The sequence below is a fragment of the Roseixanthobacter liquoris genome, assembly GCF_043195135.2.
In the GTDB taxonomy this organism is placed as follows: Bacteria; Pseudomonadota; Alphaproteobacteria; order Rhizobiales; family Xanthobacteraceae; genus NCEH01.
Map to the genome: position 1 here is coordinate 1125695 of NZ_CM195537.1, position 22547 is coordinate 1148241.

The 22547-nt window shown below is 69.0% G+C and carries 20 protein-coding genes; 12 read left to right on the forward strand and 8 right to left on the reverse strand.

Features of this window, described 5'->3' with window-relative positions; genetic code table 11:
• Positions 1-103: 103 nt before the first annotated feature.
• Positions 104-1489, forward strand: coding sequence for an aminotransferase-like domain-containing protein (locus tag V5F84_RS05060; protein WP_394043639.1), 1386 nt, complete (start codon positions 104-106; stop codon positions 1487-1489).
• A gap of 32 nt (positions 1490-1521) precedes the next feature.
• Here the strand turns inward: V5F84_RS05060 and V5F84_RS05065 are convergent, their stop codons facing one another.
• Positions 1522-4191 (reverse strand): AsmA family protein, encoded by a 2670-nt coding sequence (locus V5F84_RS05065; RefSeq protein WP_394043640.1) that lies wholly within the window; start codon positions 4189-4191, stop codon positions 1522-1524.
• Between the two features lie 161 nt (positions 4192-4352).
• On the opposite strand from V5F84_RS05065, the gene V5F84_RS05070 reads away from it, so the two are divergent.
• Positions 4353-5276: a pirin family protein gene (locus V5F84_RS05070; RefSeq protein WP_394043641.1), complete on the forward strand. Its 924-nt coding sequence runs from the start codon at positions 4353-4355 to the stop codon at positions 5274-5276.
• Positions 5277-5493: 217 nt separating this feature from the next.
• Positions 5494-5784, forward strand: a complete 291-nt coding sequence (locus V5F84_RS05075; protein ID WP_394043642.1) for a GIY-YIG nuclease family protein — start codon at positions 5494-5496, stop codon at positions 5782-5784.
• A 186-nt stretch (positions 5785-5970) separates the two neighbouring features.
• On the opposite strand, the gene V5F84_RS05080 is transcribed toward V5F84_RS05075, so the two are convergent.
• The 3 genes from V5F84_RS05080 to V5F84_RS05090 all read right to left on the reverse strand — a co-directional run bounded on the left by V5F84_RS05080 (position 5971) and on the right by V5F84_RS05090 (position 9972).
• Positions 5971-7260: an NAD(P)/FAD-dependent oxidoreductase gene (locus V5F84_RS05080; protein ID WP_394043643.1), complete on the reverse strand. Its 1290-nt coding sequence runs from the start codon at positions 7258-7260 to the stop codon at positions 5971-5973.
• A 204-nt stretch (positions 7261-7464) separates the two neighbouring features.
• Positions 7465-8868: a glutamine synthetase family protein gene (locus V5F84_RS05085; protein WP_394043644.1), complete on the reverse strand. Its 1404-nt coding sequence runs from the start codon at positions 8866-8868 to the stop codon at positions 7465-7467.
• A 222-nt stretch (positions 8869-9090) separates the two neighbouring features.
• Complete coding sequence (locus tag V5F84_RS05090) at positions 9091-9972, reverse strand: DUF3108 domain-containing protein (RefSeq protein WP_394043645.1); 882 nt, start codon at positions 9970-9972, stop codon at positions 9091-9093.
• A 319-nt stretch (positions 9973-10291) separates the two neighbouring features.
• On the opposite strand from V5F84_RS05090, the gene infC reads away from it, so the two are divergent.
• Positions 10292-10816 carry a translation initiation factor IF-3 gene (gene infC, locus V5F84_RS05095; RefSeq protein WP_348844567.1) on the forward strand — a complete coding sequence of 175 codons (525 nt, stop codon included), beginning with the start codon at positions 10292-10294 and terminating at the stop codon, positions 10814-10816.
• 91 nt (positions 10817-10907) lie between these two features.
• Here the strand turns inward: infC and V5F84_RS05100 are convergent, their stop codons facing one another.
• Positions 10908-11354: a BA14K family protein gene (locus tag V5F84_RS05100; protein ID WP_394043646.1), complete on the reverse strand. Its 447-nt coding sequence runs from the start codon at positions 11352-11354 to the stop codon at positions 10908-10910.
• 114 nt (positions 11355-11468) lie between these two features.
• Entirely contained in the window at positions 11469-12089 is a 621-nt protein-coding gene (locus V5F84_RS05105) for a BA14K family protein (RefSeq protein WP_394043647.1), read from the reverse strand.
• Between the two features lie 305 nt (positions 12090-12394).
• On the opposite strand from V5F84_RS05105, the gene rpmI reads away from it, so the two are divergent.
• The 6 genes from rpmI (at position 12395) to V5F84_RS05135 (ending at position 18573) form a co-directional block, all read left to right on the forward strand.
• A complete protein-coding gene (gene rpmI, locus V5F84_RS05110; protein ID WP_348844568.1) occupies positions 12395-12595 on the forward strand; it encodes a 50S ribosomal protein L35 in 201 nt (66 codons plus the stop codon).
• A 27-nt stretch (positions 12596-12622) separates the two neighbouring features.
• The gene (gene rplT / locus V5F84_RS05115; protein ID WP_348843985.1) at positions 12623-12985 is read left to right on the forward strand and encodes a 50S ribosomal protein L20; all 363 of its coding nucleotides are present in this window, start codon (positions 12623-12625) and stop codon (positions 12983-12985) included.
• Between the two features lie 228 nt (positions 12986-13213).
• Entirely contained in the window at positions 13214-14323 is a 1110-nt protein-coding gene (pheS, locus tag V5F84_RS05120; RefSeq protein ID WP_394043648.1) for a phenylalanine--tRNA ligase subunit alpha, read from the forward strand.
• Between the two features lie 194 nt (positions 14324-14517).
• Positions 14518-15069 (forward strand): endonuclease domain-containing protein, encoded by a 552-nt coding sequence (locus V5F84_RS05125; protein ID WP_394043649.1) that lies wholly within the window; start codon positions 14518-14520, stop codon positions 15067-15069.
• A complete protein-coding gene (gene pheT / locus V5F84_RS05130; protein ID WP_394043650.1) occupies positions 15066-17480 on the forward strand; it encodes a phenylalanine--tRNA ligase subunit beta in 2415 nt (804 codons plus the stop codon). Before V5F84_RS05125 ends, pheT begins: the two co-directional genes overlap by 4 nt.
• Before the next feature lie 706 nt (positions 17481-18186).
• The gene (locus tag V5F84_RS05135; RefSeq protein ID WP_394043651.1) at positions 18187-18573 is read left to right on the forward strand and encodes a GFA family protein; all 387 of its coding nucleotides are present in this window, start codon (positions 18187-18189) and stop codon (positions 18571-18573) included.
• Between the two features lie 40 nt (positions 18574-18613).
• Here the strand turns inward: V5F84_RS05135 and V5F84_RS05140 are convergent, their stop codons facing one another.
• Together V5F84_RS05140 and V5F84_RS05145 are read right to left on the reverse strand one after the other, a co-directional pair.
• Positions 18614-19966 (reverse strand): flavin monoamine oxidase family protein, encoded by a 1353-nt coding sequence (locus tag V5F84_RS05140; RefSeq protein WP_394043652.1) that lies wholly within the window; start codon positions 19964-19966, stop codon positions 18614-18616.
• A gap of 145 nt (positions 19967-20111) precedes the next feature.
• Complete coding sequence (locus tag V5F84_RS05145) at positions 20112-21038, reverse strand: polyprenyl synthetase family protein (RefSeq protein WP_394043653.1); 927 nt, start codon at positions 21036-21038, stop codon at positions 20112-20114.
• Positions 21039-21189: 151 nt separating this feature from the next.
• Between V5F84_RS05145 and mtgA the strand changes: the two genes are divergently transcribed.
• A complete protein-coding gene (gene mtgA, locus V5F84_RS05150) occupies positions 21190-21870 on the forward strand; it encodes a monofunctional biosynthetic peptidoglycan transglycosylase (RefSeq protein ID WP_394043654.1) in 681 nt (226 codons plus the stop codon).
• A 75-nt stretch (positions 21871-21945) separates the two neighbouring features.
• Entirely contained in the window at positions 21946-22539 is a 594-nt protein-coding gene (locus V5F84_RS05155) for a septation protein A (protein ID WP_394043655.1), read from the forward strand.
• Positions 22540-22547 lie beyond the last annotated feature (8 nt).

Genomic DNA, 22547 nt, shown 5'->3' on the forward strand with positions numbered 1-22547 from the left:
GAATATCCCGGAGGTGACAAGACCCGGATGCAACACTATACAGTCAATTTCGCCGGACGCAAAATCACCGCGTCGCGACACGAGGGACTGAAGACGCATCGCCATGGTTGACTGGACGCCGGACCTGACGCGCAGCGACAAGCCGCGCTATCTCGCCATCGCCGACATCATCGCCGAGGACATCCGCGCGGGTCGTCTCTCCGCGGGCGATCGCCTGCCGCCCCAACGCAAGCTGGCCGACCGGCTGGCGGTGGATTTCACCACGGTGGCGCGCGGCTATGTGGAGGCGCAGAAGCGCGGCCTCGTGGAATCCCGCGTCGGCCAGGGCACGTTCGTGCGCGCCCCGAGCCGCCCGGCGCCCGCCCCGGCGCGCCACAACCGCCCCGAGCCGGCCGATCTTTCCATGAACCTGCCGCCCGAGCCGGACGATCCGGACCTGATCGCCCGCATGCAGGACGGGGTGGCGCAGGTGAGCCGCGATCTCGTCTCGCTGCTGCGCTATCAGGGCTTCGGCGGCGCGCCCGCCGACAAGGATGCCGCATCCGCCTGGCTCAGCCGCCGCGGGCTGGTGCCGGCGCAGGACCGCATCTTCGTGACGCCGGGCGCCCATTCCGCCCTCATGGGCATTTTCGGCCTGCTGGCGAAGCCGGGCGACACGGTGCTGTGCGAGAGCCTCACCTATCCCGGCACGCGCTCCATTGCGGCCCAGCTTGGCTTGCGCCTCGCCGGCCTGCCGATGGATGGCGAGGGCATCGATCCCGATGCGTTCGCGGACGCCTGCACCAGGCTCGCGCCGAAGGCGCTCTATCTCAATCCCACGCTCCAGAACCCCACCACGCTGACCATTCCCGAGACCCGGCGCGCGGCCATCGCGGCGGTGGCGCGGCGCTTCAGCGTGCCGATCGTCGAGGACGACGCCTACGGCTTCATCCCGGTGCAGCGCATCGCCCCGTTCGCCGCGCTCGCGCCGGACATCACCTGGCATATCGCGGGCCTTGCCAAATGCATCGGCGCGGGCCTGCGGGCGGCCTATGTGCTGGTTCCGGACGTACGCTCCGGTTGGCCGTTCGCCGCCGCCATCCGCGCCGCCAATGTCATGGCCTCGCCGCTCACCGTCGCACTGGCCACCCGCTGGATCGAGGACGGCACGGCCGATTCCATCCTGCGCTTCATCCGCGCCGAGACGGCCGCCCGCCAGACGCTCGCGACCCAGATCCTGCCCGCCGGAACCTTCCGCGCCGATCCGCTGAGCTTCAATCTGTGGGTGGAACTGCCGGAGCCGTGGACCCGCTCGTCCTTCGTCGGCCACATGCGTTCCACCGGCATCGGCATCGTGGCGAGCGACGCCTTCGCCGCCGACGGCAATCCCCCCGAAGCCGCGCGCGTGTGCCTCGGCGGGCCGGTCAGCCGGGAGAAGGTGCGCGGCGCGCTCGAATACATGGCCCATGCGCTGAGCCATTCGCCGGAACACGCCTCCACCGTGCTGTGAGCGCGCTCACCCGCGCCGCTCACCCGCGCCGCTCACCCGCGCCGCTTGCACCCCGCGCCGAGCCGGTAGAGCCGCGCGTCCGGCCGGCGCGCCACCGTGGCCACCTGCGGGCTGCTCAGCGCCCCGGTGATGGCGAACGGATAGCCGAGGTCGTTTTCCTTGCCGTCGAGCGGGCGCGGTTCGGCATAGATGTTGATGGTGTTGCGCGGCAGGTCGATGGTGCCGCGCCCGACCACGCGCACATGGTCGGTCTCGATCACCAGCGCCGGCGTGGTGCGCGCCACCCCGGCGGAGAAGGACAGGGGCACGCTGACGCAGCGCAGCGCCGTGCTGTCGTTGCGCACCGCCTCGTTGAACAGGCCGGCGATGATGCCGAGGCCGGCGAGATCGAGCTTGCCGGTGGCGAGCCGCCCGCCCGTCAGGCCCACCGACACCGTGCCGTCCAGCGTGCGCAGCAGAGCGGCGTCGGAGGAGGGGTCCACGGACATGTCGAACGCCACCTTCAGCCGGCCCTCGGTGGCGAAGCCCACGTTGGAGGCGTTGAGGAAGGTGGAGAGCGGCCAGCCGTCCACCGTGCCCTTGCCCCGCACCAGGGGCGGGCTGGCGGTCAAATCGCTCTGCATCGCCGCCTTGATGCGCCCGCCCATATAGGTGGCGCTGAACGGATCGAGGCGCGCCATGCCCTTGTCCAGGGTCAGCCGGGCCTTGAGGCCGCTCGCGGTGTCGCCGGCGCTGTTCAGCCGCGTGGCGGAAATGTCGAGATCGAGGTCCACGAGGCGGGCCAGGTCGATCTCGGGCGCGGCCCGCGGGTCGCGCTGCGGGTCGGGATGGTCCTGCGTGGCGGCGGTGCTGCGGCGGGCGCGATCCGCCTCCACCGCATCGCGCGAGGCTTCCGCGAGTCCGGCGAGTTCGTCCACATGGACCAGCGGGGAGGCAAGCTTGCCCTCGAACAGGGTGCGGCCCGGGCCGAGCGCGCTGGACAGGACGCCGGTGATGTCGGTGCGGCCGAGGCTGGCCTTTCCCTCCGCCTTCAGGCTCTCCGCGCTCGCCGAGAGCATGCCGGAGAATGTGACGCGGGCATTGGAGGCGGACGAGGCCCCCATCTGCGCCGCGAAGGCGCCGAAATCCGGGATTTCGAAGGTGCTGGCGAGGCGGATCTCGTGGGGCGCGCGCGGGCCGGCGGCATCGTCGCGCACCAGCGAGAGCGTGCCGCTCATCACGCTGCTGTCGGCGATCCGCCCCTCCAGCGCATCGACGCCGATGGTGCCGTCGGTGTCCGACACGTCGAGCGTGCCCACGATCCGTCCGAGCCCGGTGCCCGGCGCCAGCAGCAGATCGGCCACCGGCAGGTCCACCGCGCCGGACAGAACCAGCCCGTCCAGCTCCAGCACGTCGTCCACCGTGCCCTTGAGGCGGAACACCGGGCGATCGCGCGGCCCGGCCTGGAGGGAAATGTCGCGCAGGCGCACCTGGCCCTTGGCCGTGCGCTCCACCGCTCCCACGGAAATCGGCCCCACCTCGCGGATCGACTGCTCGAAGGCATTGGTCTGGATCAGCATGTCGCGCAGCACCAGCTTGTCGAGGTCGCCTTCCAGGAAGCCCGAAAGGCCGGTGACCACGATGTCCCGCAGGCCGTTCGCCACCGGCGGCGCGGTGCCGGGCGCCAGCAGGTCGGAGCGGAAGGAGAGCGACAGGCCGGTGCCCGCCTCCAGGTCCGCCAGGCCGCCCACGAGGGTGAGCGTCTCGCCCGCGGCAAGGGTGGCGGCGAACGACAGGTCCCTGACCGCCAGCGCGCCGGGATCGCCCGCCAGGGTGAAATCGAGCCGCGCCGCGCCGTCCTCCGCGCGCGCCAGCGATATCAGTTGCAGCAGGTCGCCGATGCTGGCGGAGCGCGCCGCCACCTGGAGCGCGATGTTACGGTCGAACGCCGCCGAGGCGGACGATCCGGCAAGGTCGATGCTGAGGCCGTGGGTCACCAGGGCGATCTGCGTGCCGAAGCGACCGTCCGCCGGCTTGGGCTCGCGATCCAGCGTGCCGTTGAGCGTCACCTTCTCCCCATTATAGCTGCCGCTCGCCGAGAGGCGCTGGGCGCCGGCCACCGAATCATAGGTGCTGGAAAGGCGGTCCACCCGCAGGGCGAAATTCCAGCCCTGGGGGTCGTTCGCCTCTTCCAGCAGCAGGTCGCGGATCTCCACCGTGGGCACTGCCGTCAGGACGCCGACGATGCGGGCGCTGACCGGGCGGGACGTGGGATCGTCGCTGTCCAGCGGGGCGTCGGCGGGGGGCAGGGCCGCGCCGGGCCCGGAGACGGTTCCCGCGCCGATGCGCGCGGCCGGCGGCGAGGCCATGGGCAGGAGGACGCGCACCCCCTCCACCTCCACCGCATCCACCGCGAGCCCGCCCAGCCAGCCGGAATAATCCGCGAGGGTGAGCGCGACCGTCTCCAGATGCAGCTCGACACCGGCGCCGGCAAGGTCGAGCACGGTGACATCGCCGAGCCGGACGGTGAAGCGGGGAAGCAGATCCACGCTCACCGCGCCGCGCACCTCCACGTCCGGCCCGACGCTGGCGCGCAGGAAGCGTTCCGCCAGATCCTGCCGCCGCGCCGAGAAGGCCTCCATCTGGGTGAGCGCCACCACGCCGGCCACCGCCAGAAGCAGGGCCGCCGCCGCGACGGCCGCGAGCCTCACCAGCCACCGCATCCCACGCTCCCTGTTCGATGCCGCACCGCGACATCCGCCTGGGCTCCTTTGTGTCACGCTTTTGGGATCGGCGTCACCTTGGCCGCCGCGTGGCGGCAGGTGCGCTTTGCGCGCGCCCGTGGCACCATGGACGACAGCGAAAACGCGCACGGGAGCCGACCATGAGCTGGATGCCCTCCTCCGACCCGGTGCTTGGCGATGCGCCATCCTGCGACGCGCTCGATCTTGTGATCGTGCCGCGCGTGCGCGATCTCGGCGACGGCTTCTCCGTGCGCCGCGCGTTGCCCCACGGCAAGCGGCAGATGGTCGGTCCGTTCATCTTCTTCGACCAGATGGGACCGGTGCAGTTCGTGGCCGGGCAGGGGCTCGACGTGCGGCCCCATCCCCATATCGGCCTTGCCACCGTGACCTATCTGTTCGACGGCAAGATCGTGCATCGCGACAGCGAGGGCAATGCGCTGGAGATTACGCCCGGCGCCATGAACCTCATGACCGCCGGGCGCGGCATCGCCCATTCCGAGCGCTCGCCCCTGGAGGCGCGGGCGGGCAATGCGGCCGGCACTATGTACGGCATCCAGAGCTGGATCGCGCTGCCCGCCGCCCATGAGGAAACCGACCCCTCGTTCCAGCATTTCGCCTCCAGCGACCTGCCGGTGATCGAGGACACCGGCGTATGGGCACGGGTGATCGCCGGCACGGCGTTCGGCCAGCGCTCTCCGGTGGGCATGCTTTCGGACTGGCTCTATGCGGAAGTGGCCCTGCAGCCGGGCGCGAGCGCGCCGCTCGACGCCGACACCGAGGAGCGGGCGATCTATGTGGTGTCCGGCGAGGTGGAGATCGCCGGCGACGTGTTCGAGGGCCCACGCCTTCTCATCTTCCGCCCCGGCGATCGCATCACGGTGCGCGCGCGCACGCCGGCCCGCATGATGTTCCTCGGCGGCACGGCGCTGGAGGGGCCGCGCTATCTGTGGTGGAATTTCGTCTCTTCCCGCAAGGAGCGCATCGAGCAGGCGAAAGAGGACTGGAAAACCGGCCGCTTCGCCGCCGTGCCGGGCGAACACGAGTTCATCCCCCTGCCGGAGTGAGGGGCGCGATCTTGCGGAGGATCTTTTGAAATAAGGCCGCCTGCGGCGGGGTTTTGCGCTCGGTCCCGGCCCTCCTTCCACTGCGCTGCGCTTCGTTTCAGTCGGCTGGCACACGGGTCGGCTCTCGCGTCCCGGACGCATGGAGCGTCAGCGCCATGCGAGCCGGGACCCAGCACAAGGACTCCCGCGCAGCGGCTTCCCCTGATACCTTTGCCGCATGGAAGGCTTTGCCGTCTATATCCTGGCAAGTGCGAGAAACGGCACGCTGTATGTCGGCGTGACGAGCGATCTGCACCGCCGCATGGGCGAGCATCGTTCCGGTGCGGTTCCAGGTTTCACGCGCACCTATGGCGTCTATCGACTGGTGCACGTCCAATTCTTCCAGAGCTTGGACGATGCGCGGACGCAGGAGCGGCGGTTGAAGAGAGGGAATCGCGCCTGGAAACTCGCCCTCATCGAGCGCGACAACCCCGGTTGGCGCGATCTTGCGGAGGATCTTTTGAGATAAGGCCGCCTGCGGCGGGGTTTTGCGCTGGGTCCCGGCTCTCCTTCCACTGCGCTGCGCTTCGTTTCAGTCGGCTGGGACACAAGACGGCTCTCGCGTCCCGGACGCATGGAGCGCAGCGCAATGCGAGCCGGGACCCAGCACAAGGACTCCCGCGCAGCGGTCCGTCGCTTCCTACACTCCCAACCCCTAAAGCCGGTCCCGCAGCGCGTAATAGCTGAGCCCGGCCACCAGCAGGGGATAGCGCAGCAGGGTGCCGCCGATGAAGGGCGGCACGGGCAGGCGTTCCAGCAGATCGAGCCGGCCCACCTGGCCGCGCACCGCCTCCGCCAGGATCTTGCCGAACAAGGGCGCCAGCACCACGCCCTGGCCGGAATAGCCGGCGGAAGCCAGCACATGGGGCGAGAGGCGGCGCACGAAGGGGTTGCGCGTCATGGTAATGCCGAGCGTGCCGCCCCAGCCGTAATCGAGCTTCACGTCGGCGAGCTGGGGGAAGATGCGGGTCATGAAGGGCCGCACGAAGTCCATCACCTGCGGCCGCAGCGAGCGGCGATAGCTTTCCCCGCCGCCGAACAGCAGCCGCCGGTCCGGCGTCATGCGGAAATAATTCACCACGAACCGGCTGTCCGCCACCGCCGCCGGCCCGCGGATGATGCCCTCCGCCCGCTCGCCCAGGGGTTCGGTGACGGCGATGTAATTGTTGATGGGCATGACGTGGTGGTCCACCCGGCGGTCCAGCCCGTCCATCAGCCCGTTGCCGCACAGCAGGAGCAGATCCGCCGTCACCGTTCCGCCGTCGGTTTCCACCGCGACGCCGCCGCCGGCCGCCGCTCCCTCGGCGATGCGCAGGGCGCGGCTGTGCTCGAAGATGCGGGCGCCCGCCGCGCGCGCCGCGCCGGCGAGGCCGAGGGCGAAATTCAGCGGGTGGAGATGGCCGGCCCCATGGTCCAGCAGGCCGCCATAATAGCCGGGGGCGCCGACCAGGGCGTGCAACTGCTCGCGGTCCAGCGGCTCGGTCTTGTCGTAGCCATAGGTGTCGGCGAGATGGCGCCCGTAGGCGTGGCTTTCGGCGACATAATTGGGCTTGTGGTCGGCGAGGATCAGGCCCGGCGTGAGGTCGCAGGCGATGGCGTGGCGCGCGATGAGGTCGGCCGCGAGCGCCTTCGCCTCCTCCGCGAGGTCCCAGAGCTTGCGGGCGTCGGCAAGGCCGAGCGCCTGTTCGAGATAATCCTGGTGGCGCCGCTGGCCGCTGTGGATCTGACCGCCATTGCGGCCCGAGGCGCCCGAGCCCACGCGGCCGCCTTCCAGAACCACCACGTCCACACCGGCTTCCGCAAGATGAAGCGCGGCGGAGAGCCCGGTATAGCCGCCGCCGACGATCGCCACGTCCGCGCGCACGGCACCGGAGAGGCGCGGCAAGTCGGGGAACGGGGTCGCGGTCGCCGCATACCAGGATTGGGGATGGCCGCCGAACGTCATGGGTGTCCCTGTGTGGTGGGCGGGAGGCGTTGCGCCTCCAGCTCTTCCCCCTCCCTAGCCCTCCCCCGCAAGCGGGAGAGGGGACGCGCCGTTTATGCGGATGGGCTTGAGTACGAGCCTGCTCGAACTCCCTCTCCCGCTTGCGGGGGAGGGTTGGGGAGGGGGAATGCGGCTTCCTCGTCGGCACGTTCTCGCCGCGCGCCCCTAAACGTTCAGCAGCAGATATTCCCGCTCCCAGGGCGAGATCACCCGCATGAAGGTCTCGAACTCCGCCTGCTTCACCGCCGCATAGGTCGTGATGAAGCTCTTGCCGAGCACCTCGGCGAGGTCCTCGTTCTCCTCGAAGGCGGCGACCGCCTCCAGCAGGCCGCGCGGCAGGTCGAAGTCCAGGTCCTTGGCGTCGCCCTCCAGCGGCTCGGTGGGGCGCAGGCCCTTCTGGATGCCGATATAGCCGCAGGCCAGCGACGCCGCGATGACCAGATAGGGGTTGGCGTCGGAGGAGGGGACGCGGTTCTCCACCCGGCGCGCGGCCGGCGGGGCCGGAGGCACGCGCAGGCCGGCGGTGCGGTTGTCATAGCCCCATTGCACATTGATGGGGGCCATGGAGTCGCGCGTCAGCCGGCGGTAGGAATTCACATAAGGCGCCAGGATGCACATGACCGAGGGCAGGTATTTCTGATGCCCGGCGAGGAAGGAGAAGAATTCCGGCGTCGGATCGCCGTCATCGTCGGAGAAGATGTTCTTCCCCGTCTCGGCGGAGACCACCGACTGGTGGATGTGCATGGCGCTGCCCGGCTCGTTGGCGATGGGCTTGGCCATGAAGGTGGCGTAGATCTTGTGGGCGAGCGCGGCCTCGCGGATGGTGCGCTTGAACAGGAACACCTGGTCGGCGAGTTCCAGCGGGTCGCCGTGGCGCAAATTGATTTCCATCTGCGCCGCGCCGTCCTCGTGGATCAGCGTGTCGATCTCCAGGCCCTGGGCCTCGGAATAATCGTAGATGTCCTCGAACAGGGCGTCGAACTCGTTCACCGCCTGGATCGAATAGGACTGGCGGCCGATCTCCGGCCGACCCGAGCGGCCGACGGGCGGCTTCAGGGGATAGTCGGGGTCCACATTGGGCTCGACCAGGTAGAATTCGATCTCGGGCGCCACCACCGGCTTCCAGCCGCGCTTGGCATAGAGCGCCAGCACGTTCTTCAGCACCTGACGCGGAGCGAGTTCCACCGGGCGTCCGTCGCGATGATAGGCGTTGTGGATGATCTGGGCGGTCGGGTCCTGCGCCCAGGGCACGGAGCACAGGGTGGAGAAATCGGGCTCCAGCACCAGGTCGGAATCCGCGATCACGGAATCCACCAGCCCCTCATAGGAGGGATATTCGCCGGAAATGGTCTGGAAGAAGACCGAGAGCGGCAGGTTCATCACCGGCGAGGAGAGGAACTTGGAGGCCGGCATGATCTTGCCCCGGGCGACGCCCGCAAGGTCCGGGACGGTGCATTCGATCTCGGTGATGCCGCGAGACACCATCCAGGCTTTCGCCTCCGCCAGGGATTTGACGCCGCGCGGCAGCGCCAGATGTTCCGATTCGCCCGCTTTGCTCCGTTTAGCCATGATGTCCTCTCGCGTGACCGAACGCACGCACGGCCAGGGAACACCTGCCCATGGGGCGAAGTCAACGCGGGCTGCGCTGCAACACGGCAAAAGCGCAAAAGAACGGGAGTGGAACGAATCGCGGTCGAATCGAGAGTCGGGAAAGGTTCGCGTTTTGCCCCGTACTAGGGTTAGTGGGACTCGCCCCGCGGTAACCGATTCCGGTGGCAAACGGTGGCTGCGCTATTGCGGCTTCGGTGCGTTAACCGGAACCGTATTTTCCTTCACCACGGTGTCGAAGGCAGTGGCTTCCAGGATCGCGGTGCCGATCATGGTGGCGATGGAGACCTTGAACGGGGCCAGCAGGCGGGTGCCGGCGACGGGCACCAGCCACACGAACATCTCTTTGTTTTCCTGCATGTATTTGACGGTGTAGCGGGTCGGCCGGTGGCCCGCCACGGGGGTGTAGGCGGCGCGGCACACCACGGCGGGGCCGCTGTAGCCCTTGGCGAGCTTCACCTGTTCCACCCGCAGATAGCTCAGCGAGATGTCGTAGCGCTGGCGCCCGTCGAACACCGGAATGGAGCGGTCGCAGGCGGCGGCGGAGAGCATGTCCACGGTGCCGGGCACATAGACGAAGGCGCCGCTCATGGGATCGATGATGTTGGTCAGATGGGCGTTGGTGATTTCCACGCGATCCGGCAGGGGCTTGATCGGCGGCTCCACCACCAGTTCCTTCACCGTGTTGTTCGCCACCGCGAAGCGCACGCCCTCGGCCTTGCCGTCCGCCTCGGCGGCCACGGCGAACACCTGCGGCACCACCTTGCCGACACCGATGGCGCCGCGCGCCGCGACGCTGCCCTTGCCGGAGGAGACCGCGCGCAGCACGCCGGTGATGCGGCCGGTGGCGGCGATCTCGTAGCTCGTGCCGGTGGCCTCGGCCACCAGGGTGGCGCGGCCGATCTCGACGCCGCCCACGGTGAGGGAATATTTCGCGTCCAGCCGCCCGTCCGCCCGCGCGGCGCCGGTCGCCGCGGGCAGGATGGCGCCCAGGCACAGCGCGGCGGCCGCGCACGGCCCCAGGCGGCGGAGGAGGCGACCCACGGGGGAAGCAACTTTGGTCATCATCGGGTCCTGGAAAGGCGGCGGGTCGGCACCCGGCGGAGCGTCCGGCCCTGCTGCTGTCTCCGGCATGCCGGGGGAAGGCGGCTGAACTGTGGCTCTCGGGCGTGGCAGAACGCGGCGCTTCGGATCGAAAAATGACCCGGACGACCGCTCGAGAGGTGTTGGTTATTGACTTCCCACCTCAGAGTCACGATCTTCTGTGTCCGCTCTTGGTCGGGGGCTTCTGGCTGCGCGCTTTCCTGTGAAGTTGTGCGCCGATTCCCTAAGCCGCGCGCGATCCAATATAATGGCAGAGGAGATTTTCGCCATTCGTCGCCCCATGAGACCCGTCGCGCCGGAGAAGGATGGTCCGCGCGTCAATGAGGAAATCCGCATCCGCGAAGTGCAGCTGATCGATCAGGATGGGCAGAACCGCGGTGTGGTGGCAATCCGCGATGCCCTCCAGCTCGCGCAGGAAGCCGGCCTCGATCTCGTGGAGATCGCGCCCAATTCCGCCCCGCCCGTCTGCAAGATCCTCGATTTCGGCCGGTTCAAGTATCAGAACCAGAAGAAGGCCAGCGAGGCGCGCAAGAAGCAGAAGGTGGTCGAGGTCAAGGAAATCAAGCTGCGCCCCGGCATCGACACGCACGACTACGAAGTGAAGATGCGCTCCATGCAGCGGTTCTTCGAAGAAGGCGACAAGGTGAAGGTCACCCTGCGCTTCCGTGGCCGTGAGATGGCGCACCAGGACATCGGCTACAAGCTGTTGCAGAAGCTGCGCGACGACGTCGCCACCATTGCCAAGGTGGAGGCCGAGCCCATGCTGGAAGGCCGGCAGATGATCATGATCCTGGCGCCGCGCTGAAGGGCGACGGACGACTGGCCAAAACAGAGCCCGGATCTTTCGATCCGGGCTTTTTCTTTGGGCTCATGCATCTCGTGCGGCAGTTGCCGCATCAGGTGCAGGGGTGGCGCAGGCCGTCATAGCCGAGATAGGTGCCGCTCGCGGGGTCGAACGAGCGATAGCGGGAGGCGCAATAGGCCGCCCAATTGCCCGGAGGCGGAGCGGAATTGGCGGCATTGGCCGCGCTCGCCGCCGCCGCGCCCAGCATCATGCCGCCGACCACGCCGGCCGCGACCGCCGCGCCGTTATTGTTGTTGCACCCGCCCCAGCCGCAATTGCGATAGCCGTAGCCGTAGCGCGGGCCGCCCCAGCCCGGCCCATAGCCGGGACCGCCCCAGCCGGGGCCGCGCCATTGCACGTTGGTGACCGGGGCTGCGACCGGGGCTGCGTCCTGGGCGACGCCGATCGGCGCGGGGCGCAGCGGCTGCGCCTGCGCTCCGGAAAAAGCGAGGGCCGCAGTGAGGCCGGCGGCCGCGAACAGGGAAAGAGTCTTACGCATCGGATGCTTCTCCTTTGGGAAGGAAACGCCCCGGAGGCGGAAAAGATCGCCGCCCTCACGCGTGTGTGAAGGCGGCGTGTCGGACCGGGGGAGATGCGCCCGGCACGGGGCCGCTCAGGGGCAGGGATGCCGCCGCCCGTCGTAGCCGAGGAAGGTGCCGCTGCGCGGATCGTAGGAGCGATAGCGCTGGGAGCAATAGGCGACCCAATTGGTGCCCGGAGGCGGCGCCTGGTTGGCGGCGAGGGCCGCCGCGGAGCCGATCACAACGCCGGTGGCGACCGCGCCGCCATAGCCCCAGCCGGGACCCCAGCCCGGACCCCATCCACCGCCCCAGCCCCAGCCGGGCCCGTAGACCGGCGCATAGCCCCAGCCCGGACCCCAGCCGGGACGATTCCATCCCCAGGCGGGACGGCCGGCCCATCCCGGTCCGCCGCCCCATCCGGGCCGACCCCATCCGGGACGTCCCGCCCAGCCGGGCCGCCCGCCCCAGCCGGGACCGCCCCATCCGGGGCGTCCGCCCCATCCGGGCCGACCACCCCAGCCGGGCCGGCCACCCCAGCCGCGCCGATATTGAACCTGTTCGATGGGGAAGGCCGCGGTGCTCGCCGCTTTCGCGCTCAGGGGCTGGGAGGCCCCGAGCCGCAGGACTTGCGCGCCGGCCGGCGCCATACTGAACCCAAGGCCCGCCACCGCGAGGGCGGCGGTGAAGACTGAAACACGCAAAGGCGTCCGCATCGTCATCTCCTGCCCGGATTCCCGCCGGGCGCAAGGCACGAGGCCCCCAGCCTCAATGCGGTAACAAAGCAGAGCGAACGGGCGCAAAAATGGCGGCTTGAGCCTTGGAGGACGCCGACTTGTGTTGCAGCGCACGGTTTTGCAAGGCGAGCCGGCTTGCGTTTCGCGTGACAGTCCTGTAACGAGTGCGGCCTTCGAACCGGCCGGCGACAAGGGCTGCCGTGTTGGTTCTTATCGCTCATATCAACAAAAGGCTGAATGCCCCGTGCGGCAACGTGCGGCGGATGGCGGTCACGGAGAGCAAAATGCCCAAGATGAAGACCAAGTCGGGAGCGAAGAAACGCTTCCGTCTGACGGGTACCGGGAAAGTTATCGCCTCCCAGGCCGGCAAGCGGCACGGGATGATCAAGCGGACCAATGCCCAGATCCGCAACCAGCGCGGCACCACCATCCTTTGCGAGAGCGATGGACGGGTGATCCGCAAGTCGTTCCTGCCGAACGGCTGACGCACTGCGATCTGAAGGAGATCATCCATGGCCCGCGTGAAACGTGGCGTAACTTCCCACGCCAAGCATAAGAAGGTCTTTGAAGCCGCCAAGGGCTTCTATGGCCGTCGTAAGAATACCATCCGCGCTGCGAAGTCGGCCGTCGAACGGTCGATGCAGTATGCCTACCGCGACCGCAAGGTGAAGAAGCGCACGTTCCGCGCGCTCTGGATCCAGCGCATCAACGCCGGCGTGCGCGAACTCGACCTCGGCCTGACCTATGGCGGCTTTATCAACGGTCTCGCGAAGGCGGGGATCGAAGTGGACCGCAAGGTGCTCTCGGATATCGCCATCCACGAGCCCGAGGCGTTCAAGGCCCTGGTGGAGAAGGCCAAGGCCGCCTTGGCCTGAGGCTCATCCCGGCGCGACCCGCCCGACCGAGACTGACAAGCCCCGCGCGGAGATCCGTTCGGGGCTTTTCGCTTTGCGCGCGACGCGTCTATAACCGGCGCCGAATTCATCCCGTCATGGCCGGGCGCGCCCCGTCCATCCAGGCCGCTCCCGCAAGCCCTGCTGTCACGGAGCGATGTGGACCCCCGGGACAAGCCGGGGGATGACGATGCAACGAATGGCTGAATCATGTCCGAGCTCGTTTTGACCGATCATCCCGGCCTTGATGCCCTGGAGCGTGAGGTCTCCGCCGGGATTCTCGCGGCCGGCGACGAAGCCGCGCTGGAAGCGGTGCGCATCGCCGCCCTCGGCAAGAAGGGCAGCGTCTCCGAGCTGCTGAAATCGCTCGGCGCCATGAGCCCGGACGAGCGCAAGACCATGGGGCCGGCCATCAACGGCCTGCGCGACCGTGTGCAGGGCCTGCTCGCCGTCCGCAAGGAGGCGCTGAAATCCGCCGCCCTGGAAGCGCGCCTCGCCACCGAGCGCGTGGATGTGAGCCTGCCGGTGCGCGAGCCGCGCGCCGAGATCGGCCGCGTGCATCCCATCACCCAGGTCACCGAGGAACTCACCGCGATCTTCGCCGACATGGGGTTCTCGGTGGCGGAAGGGCCGGACATCGAGACCGATTTCTATAATTTCACCGCGCTGAACTTCCCCGCCGGCCATCCGGCGCGCGAGATGCACGACACCTTCTTCCTGCCGCCCAATGCCGAGGGCGAGCGCAAGGTGCTGCGCACCCACACCTCCCCGGTGCAGGTGCGCACCATGATGAGCAAGACCCCGCCGATCCGCGTCATCTGCCCCGGCCGCACCTATCGCTGCGACAGCGACCAGACCCATACCCCCATGTTCCACCAGGTGGAGGGGCTGGTGATCGACAAGGGCTCCCACATGGGCCACCTCAAATGGATCCTGCAGGAATTCTGCAAGGCCTTCTTCGAGGTGGAAAATGTGACGATGCGCTTCCGCCCGTCCTTCTTCCCCTTCACCGAGCCGAGCATGGAAGTGGACATCCAGTGCGACCGCTCGCGCCCCGGCGAGATCCGCTTCGGCGAGGGCAATGACTGGCTGGAGATCCTGGGCTGCGGCATGGTGCATCCCAATGTGCTGCGCAATTGCGGCATCGACCCGGACGTCTACCAGGGCTTCGCCTGGGGCATGGGCATCGACCGCATCGCCATGCTGAAATACGGCATGAGCGATTTGCGCGCCTTCTTCGAGGCGGACGTGCGCTGGCTCTCCCACTACGGCTTCCGCCCGCTGGACTTCCCGACCCTGGCCGGCGGGTTGAGCGCGTGAACCCCCTTGAATTCCCCTCCCCCCGTGCGGGGGAGGGCCAGGGTGGGTGGTATGGCGCCCTTCGCCCTGATGCTGGGAGTTACGGCACGGCTGGACCCCCCTCCCCAACCCTCCCCCGCAAGGGGGGAGGGAGCTTAGCCGTCCATGCGGTCGAAAAGCCCTCTCCCGCGTGCGGGGGAGGGTTGGGAGGGGGAATGCAGCGCTTCCGGCAGGAGCCTGGCATGGGAGATGACGAACACAAGCCGCGCTGGCGCACCGGCCGCCTTCTGCGCAGCCGCGCCCGCGATCTGCGCGTAAATTCCACCGACGCCGAGCAGATGCTCTGGTTCGAACTGCGGGCCCACCGCTTGAACGGCCTGCGGTTTCGCCGGCAGCATCCCTTCGCCGGCTATGTCGCCGATTTCGCCTGCCTGTCCGCCCGGCTGATCGTGGAAGTGGACGGCGGCCAGCATTATCAGGATGCCGGGCGAACCCGCGATGCGCGGCGCGATGGCGTCTTTATCGCGAGCGGCTATCGGGTGCTGCGGTTCAGCAATCTGGACGTGCTGCAGAATCTGCCCGGCGTGCTTGAAACCATTGTCGCTGCGGCCTGCGCCACTATGCCCCCTCCCAACCCTCCCCCGCACGCGGGAGAGGGCTTTGCCGACCCTTCGAAAATCATTGATCCACCTTCATCGCAGGCTTCTCCACCCCCTCTCCCGCTTGCGGGGGAGGGTCGGGGAGGGGGAAGCGGAGCATCAGAATGAAATTCACCTTCTCCTGGCTCCAAGAGCATCTCGAACCCACGGCCTCCTTCGAGGAGATCGTCGACCGCCTGTCGCTGATCGGCCTTGAGGTCGAGGGCGTGGAGGACAAGGCGAAGGCGCTGGCGCCGTTCGTGGTGGGCGAGGTGCTGACCGCGCAGAAGCATCCCAATGCCGACAAGCTGAAGGTCTGCACCGTTTCCATCGGCAAGGGCGAGCCGATCCAGGTGGTGTGTGGCGCGCCCAACGCCCGCGCCGGCCTGAAGACCGTGTTCGCGGCGCCGGGCACGATCATTCCCGCCACCGGCACCGAGTTGAAGATCGGCAAGATCCGCGACGTGGAAAGCCGCGGCATGCTGTGCTCGGCCCGCGAGATGGGCCTTTCGGAAGAGCATGACGGCATCATGGAATTGCCGCAGGACGCGCCGGTCGGCGCCCCGTTCGCCCAGGTGCTGGGGCTGAACGATCCGGTGGTGGAAATCGCCGTCACCCCCAATCGCGCCGATTGCCTCGGCGTATCCGGCGTCGCGCGCGATCTTGCCGCCGCCGGGCTCGGCGAGCTGCTCGCCCCCCGCATCGCGCCGGTGGAAGGAAAATTCCCCGCGCCGCTCAATGTGGCGCTCGATTTCGGCGCCACCCCGGCGCTCTGCCCGGCGTTCGCCATCCGTGTGATCCGCGGCGTGAAGAACGGCCCCTCGCCCGAGTGGATGCAGGAGAAGCTGCGCGCCATCGGGCTTCGGCCCATCAACGCGCTGGTGGACGTGACGAATTTCCTCACCTTCGACCGCAACCGGCCGCTGCACGTGTTCGACCTGAACAAGGTGAAGGGCGATCTCGTGGTGCGCCGCGCCAAGGCCGGCGAGACCCTGCTGGCGCTGGACGGGAAAACCTACGCGCTCGACGAGAGCATGTGCGTAATCGCCGACGACAAGGGCGTCGAGAGCCTCGCCGGCGTGATGGGCGGGGAAGAGAGCGGCTGCGACGAGACCACCACAGACGTGGTCATCGAGAGCGCGCTCTGGGACCCCATCAACATCGCCCAGACCGGCCGCAAGCTGGGGCTGAATTCGGATGCGCGTTTCCGCTTCGAGCGCGGCATCGACCCCGCCTTCACCGTGCCCGGGCTGGACCTCGCGACCCATATCATTCTCGACATCTGCGGCGGCGAGCCCTCCGAGATGGTGCTGGCCGGAGCGATCCCGGACACCGCGCGCACCATTGATTTTCCCCTCGCGGAAGTGAAGCGCCTCTCGGGCCTTGAGGCGAGCGAGGACGAAATCCGCGAGGTGCTCACGCGCCTCGGCTTCGCGGTCTCCGGCACGGCGCCGATGGTGCAGGTGGTGCCGCCTTCCTGGCGCGCCGATATCGAGGGCAAGGCGGACCTGGTGGAAGAGGTGGTGCGCATCCTCGGCCTTGCCCGCGTTCCCGCCACCGAATTCCCGCGCGCCGACGACGCCCGTCGCCCGGTTCTGACGCCGCTTCAGCTCCGCGTGCGCAAGGCGCGCCGGGCGCTCGCCGCGCGCGGCATGGTGGAAGCGGTCACCTGGTCGTTCGTCTCCAAGGCGCAGGCCGAGCTGTTCGGCGGCGGCGCGGCGGAACTGGCGCTCTCCAATCCCATCGCCTCGGAACTGTCCGACATGCGGCCGAGCCTGCTGCCGGGCCTCATCCGCTCGGCCCAGGCCAATGCGGACCGGGGCTATGGCGACGTGGCCCTGTTCGAGGTGGGGCAGGTGTTCGCCGGCGACCAGCCGAAGGACCAGCGCATGTCCGCCACCGGCATTCGCCGGGCCACCGCCAAGCCCGAGGGCGCCGGGCGCCATTGGGCGGGGGCGGCGAAGAGCGTGGACGCGTTCGACGCCAAGGCCGACGCCCTGGCGGCGCTCGCCGCCGTGGGCGCGCCGGTTGCGAACCTCCAGGTCACCACAGATGCGCCGGCCTGGTATCATCCCGGCCGTTCGGCGAGCCTGCGCCTCGGCTCCAACGTGCTCGCCACCTTCGGCGAACTGCACCCGCGGGTGCTGGAAGCGCAGGATGTGAGCGGGCCGCTGGTGGCGTTCGAAATCATTCTCGATCGCGTGCCCGAGGCCAAGGCCAAGCCCACCAAGGTGAAGCCGCCGCTCGATCTGTCCGCGTTCCAGCCGGTCAAGCGCGACTTCGCCTTCCTGGTGGATCGGCAGGTGGCGGCCGGCGACATCCTGCGCGCCGCCCAGGGCGTGGACAAGAAGCTGATCACCGACGCCTCGGTGTTCGACGTCTATGAGGGCGTCGGCATCGAGGAGGGGAAGAAGTCGGTCGCCATCGAGATCACGCTTCAGCCGCGCGAGCGCACGCTGACCGATGCGGAGATCGAGGCCGTGGCGGGCAAGATTGTCGCCGACGTGGCGAAGAAGACCGGCGCCAGCCTGCGCGGGTAGGGGCGGAATGGGGCCGCCCTTTTCGCACGCGCTTGCGCGCGCCCCCTCCCCAACCCTCCCCCGCACGCGGGAGAGGGGCGCGAAGGGCGAAGGGGCGCTTTTCGAAGTCGAGAGCAACGGTGCCACATTGCTCCCTCTCCCTCTCCCTCTCCCTCTCCCGCCTGCGGGGGAGGGTTGGGGAGGGGGAAAGGGGAGGATGGGAAGATACCCCTCCTCCATGCCAACCCCCCACCCCTCGGCCGCTCCGAAGAGGAAAATAATCCTACAAGGAATAAATTCCTTGACATTTCGTGCCGCCCGGCTATCCTGACCCCGCCTTGCACCAGGAGGGGCGCGTCCGGAGCGGCCTGATGTGCGGTGCAGGGGCGGTTGTCCGGCGGGTCGGGGCTTAACGCACTCCGCCCGTCAAAGAGGAGGCCCAAAGCGTGCGTCCCGGACCGGAGTTCGTTTGGCCGGTCGTGTTGGGAGAGCGAGAACAACCCACGCAGCGCACGAAGCGAGCCATAAATCACCGTGCGGGAGCGGACGGAGCAACGGCTCCGACGTCACCTGTTGCTTGCCCAAGGCGCGCCTTAGCCGGCGCGCCGTCCGCTCCCGCCGCCCTCCCCCTCGCGCCAGACCGGCGCGGGGATGAAGGCGCTGGAGGGCCTTGCCGTGCCGGCCCGGTGCGCCTTACCCTTGTAGGGATTCTGAGAGAGGGCGGAAAATGCGTACGACCGGAGGCTGTTTGTGCGGCGGCGTGCGCTATGAGATCCACGGCGCGTTGGCTGATCCAACCGCCTGCCATTGTTCCCAATGCGCCCGCACCAGCGGCCATTTCGCCGCCATGGCCTGCTGCAAGAGCGAGGACCTGACTCTCGTCGCATCCGAGACCCTCACTTGGTTTCGCTCCTCCGACGCCGTCGCGCGGGGCTTCTGCGGGCGCTGCGGGGGAAACCTGTTCTGGCGGGCGGACCCCGGCGTCGAGACCTATGTGACCGCGGGAACGCTCGATCGGCCGACCGGCCGGAAGCTGGCCGGGCATATCTTTGTCGGGTCGAAATCGGATTATTACGAACTGGCCGATGGTCTGCCGCGCAAGGACGAATGGTAGCCGGCAGGGCTGAACCCGGCGCCGTCGCCTATGCCGCCGCCTATTGGGACATGCTCGCGGCGCCCATGACGCCCAGCACCCGCAGCGCTTGCGTCGCCGCGCGCTCACCGGACAGCCAGGCGCCGTTGACCGTGCCCCAGAGCGTCTCGTGGGCATGTTCGCCCGCGAACATCAGCCGGCCGTTGACCACCTCCGTGAAGGCGCGGCGCAGGTTGCCGCTGCCCGGCAAAGCGCAGGAGAAGGCGCCGAGCGCCAGCGGCTCCTTGGTCCAGCGGGTCTGGTGCACCTTGCCGACGCGCGCGGCGATATCGGCGCCGAACTCGCGCGTCAGCGCCTCCTTCAGGAAGGCGGCGCCGGAATTGGCCGGCCCGTCGGCCAATTCCTGGGCGAACTTGCCGCCCACGTCCAGCATGTGCAGGCCGCTGCCGCCCATGCGGGCGATGAGCGCGAAAGTGCGCGTGTTGTCCGCTTTCACATGCACCGTCTCGTCGGGCGAGAGGCGCAGCGGATTGCCGGGCAGCTCGAAGGCGATATGGTCGTAGGCGCCGAGCGTGATGCGCTCCACCGCGCTGCGATAGCGCAGCGGCAGGCCCGGATTGACGCGGATCTTCCCCGCCAGCAGCAGGCTGGGCGGCACGGCGAGGATCACCGCCCGGCCGGAGAGCGTGCCCTTGTTGGTGGAAACCTGCACCAGCCGCCCGCCCATGTCGACGCTGGCGGCGGCGGTCTCGAACCGCACCGAGAGGCCCTCGGCCATCTTGGCCACCAGCGCGCCATAGCCCTGGCGGCAGAACAGGTCCTCGCCCCGCTCCTCGGAGCGGGAGAAATCCACGCTCGACACCTGGTCGAGATCCTTGGCGCAGCTGAACGGGCCGGCGACAAAGGCGGCGCTCGGTCCCCATATGCCGAGGTCGGGCAGCACCCGCGAGGCCGCAAGGTCGCGCCCGGCGTCCCCGGCGGCGCCGATGGCGCGCTCGCCCCGCCGCACGGCCGAGACGAAATCCTCGTAATCGTTCTGCGAGGCTTCGCGGCCCTTGATGTAGAGCCGGGCGCCTTCCGGCGCGGCATAAAGATCGAAGCCCGCCTGCGCGCCGAGATCGGCAAGCGGATTGTTGTCGGGGGCGTGCAGCCAGTGGGCGCCGCGGTCGAACGGCACGCCGAACAGGCTGGTGTCGGTGAACGCCCGCCCGCCGACCCGCTTGCTCGCCTCGATCAGCGCATAGCTGCGCCCAGCGGCGGCGATCTTGCGGGCGGCGGAAATGCCGGCCGCCCCGGCGCCGATGATGACCACATCCACCTGCCCGGAGGCCGGCACCTGCCCGAGCGCGCGGGCGGCGCCGAACGGCGCGGCGGCCAAGGCGGAGGCTCCGGCGATGAAAGCCCGGCGGGTCATGGGGGAAGGGGGCGGTCTGCGTGTCACGATGCGGCGGACGCTAGCATGGCCGGGCGTCGCGCGCGACCGGGCCGGGCGGATGCGCCGCCGTCCCGGCGATCACATCTTGCACGCGGGGCGCGCCTGGGCGCGCGTTCCCGGCCGCTCAATTCTTGCGCTCGGCGACAAAGCGCGCCGCCTCCGAAAGGGTCGCGCCGCGCGCGCCGAAGGGGGCGAGGGCGCCTTGCGCCTCGGCCACCAGCTCGGCCAGAAGCGCGCGCGCCGCCTCCACCCCGAGGCTTGCGACCAGGGTCGCCTTGCCGGCGGTCACATCCTTGCCGGCGGTCTTGCCGAGGTCGGCGGTGCTGCCCTCGATGTCGAGAATGTCGTCGGCGATCTGGAATGCCGCCCCGAGCGCCCGGCCATAGGCGGCGAGCGCGCCGCGCTCCGCCTCGCTCGCGCCGCCGAGCAGCGCGCCCGCCTCCACCGAGACCGCGAGCAGCGCGCCGGTCTTCATGGCCTGGAGATCGCGAATCTCTTCCATGGACAGGGCGAGCGGCGTGCCGTCGGCGAACCGGCCCTCGGCGGCGAGGTCGAGCATCTGCCCGCCCACCATTCCGCCCATGCCCGCCGCCCGCGCCAGGGCGGACACAAGCGCGATGCGCACGCCGGCGTCGGGGTGGGCGTCCGCGCCCGCCAGCAGGTCGAAGGCGAGGGTGAGCAGCGCATCGCCGGCGAGGATCGCGGTCGCCTCGTCATAAGCGATGTGGACGGTCGGCCGCCCGCGCCGCAACACGTCATTGTCCATGGCCGGAAGATCGTCATGGACCAGGGAATAGCAGTGCACGCATTCCACCGCCGCCGCCGCCGTCACCGCGGCTTCCGGGGCAAGGCCGAACAGGGCGGCGGTCTCCAGCACCAGGAACGGGCGCAGGCGCTTGCCGCCGTCCAGGCTGCCGTGGCGGATCGCCTGCATCAGGCGCTGCGGGCGCAGCCGCTCCCCCGGCAGCGGAGAATCGGCGAGGGCGCGGTCCAGCCGCGCCTCGGTGAGGGCGGCCGCGGCTTCGAGGCGGGCGGGGAGGGACAGGGACACCGGGCGGGCCTTCGGGCTGGAGCGCGTCGGGGAAGCGCGGTTGACGCGCTCCTCCCGGTGCCCCAACCAGAGCGGGCGGTCAAGCCGCCTGCGGAACCGAAGCTCGACCTTCGCACTTCCCTTACGATCTTCTCTCGCCCGCGGAGCGGCCATGTCCCTGTTCAGGCGGTTCGTGATCCTCGTCCTGGTGCTGGCCCTCGTCCCGCTCGTCCTGTCGGTGCTCTACAATGTGATCAACCCCGTTTCCACGCTGATGCTGGGCCGCTGGCTGACCGGGCAGAGGGTCGAACGCCTCTGGACCCCGATCGCGGACATGGCGCCGATCCTGCCGCGCACCGTGATCGCCTCGGAGGATGCGCGCTTCTGCCGGCACTGGGGCGTGGACATCACGGAGATCCAGGCCGCCATCGCCCGCGCCGACGACGAGATCGAGGAGGCGCGCGGCGCTTCCACCATTCCCATGCAGGTGGCGAAGAACCTGTTCCTGTGGCCCGGCCGCTCGTTCGTGCGCAAGGCGATGGAACTGCCGCTCGCGCTGTGGCTCGACCTTGTGCTGAGCAAAAGGCGGCTGATGGAAATCTATCTCAACATCGCCGAATGGGGGCCGGACGGGGAATTCGGGGTCGAGGCCGGGGCGCGCCGCGCGTTCGGCAAGGGCACCGCCAGTCTGACGTCGGAGCAGGCGGCCTTGCTGGCGGTGATGCTCCCCAATCCCCATCGGCGCGATGCGGGCAAGCCCTCCACCGGCGTGCGGCGGCTCGCGGCGCGCCTGGAGGGGCGGGTCGTCTCGGAAGGTCCGGAAATCGTCTCCTGCCTCGGCCTGCGGGGCTGAGCTAGATGCGAAATCCGCCACCGGCCTTGATTGCGCCGCGCGGGCTCGGCAAAAGGGGGCCGAAAAGAGGATCAGATGACCGAAAGCGCCGCAGCCGAAACCGCCGTTCACCCCAAGATGAAGCCGGGCCTCAAGCTCGCCCTGGAACTCGGTCCGCTGGTGCTGTTCTTCATCGGCAATGCCTATGGCGGCATCTATGTGGCCACCGGCGTGTTCATGGTGGCGACGCTTGCCGCCCTCGCCGCCATGTGGGTGCTGGCGCGCCGCATCGCGGTGATGCCCCTGGTGTCGGCCGTGGTGGTGATGGTGTTCGGCACCCTGACCCTGGTGTTGCAGGATGACCATTTCATCAAGATGAAGCCGACCATGGTGAACGCGCTGTTCGGCGTTCTCCTGCTGGGCGGCCTCCTGCTGCGCAAGCCGCTGCTGCCTTATGTGCTGGACGGCATGGTGCGCCTCACCGACCAGGGCTGGCGCATCCTGACCTTGCGCTGGGGCCTGTTCTTCCTGGTGATGGCGGTGCTGAACGAGGTGGTGTGGCGCAATTTTTCCACCGACACCTGGGTGAATTTCAAAACCTTCGGCTATCTGCCGCTGACCTTCCTGTTCGCCTTCGCCCAGGCGCCGCTGATGGCGCGCTGCGAGGACAAGAGCGAACCGAAGGACTGACCGCCCGG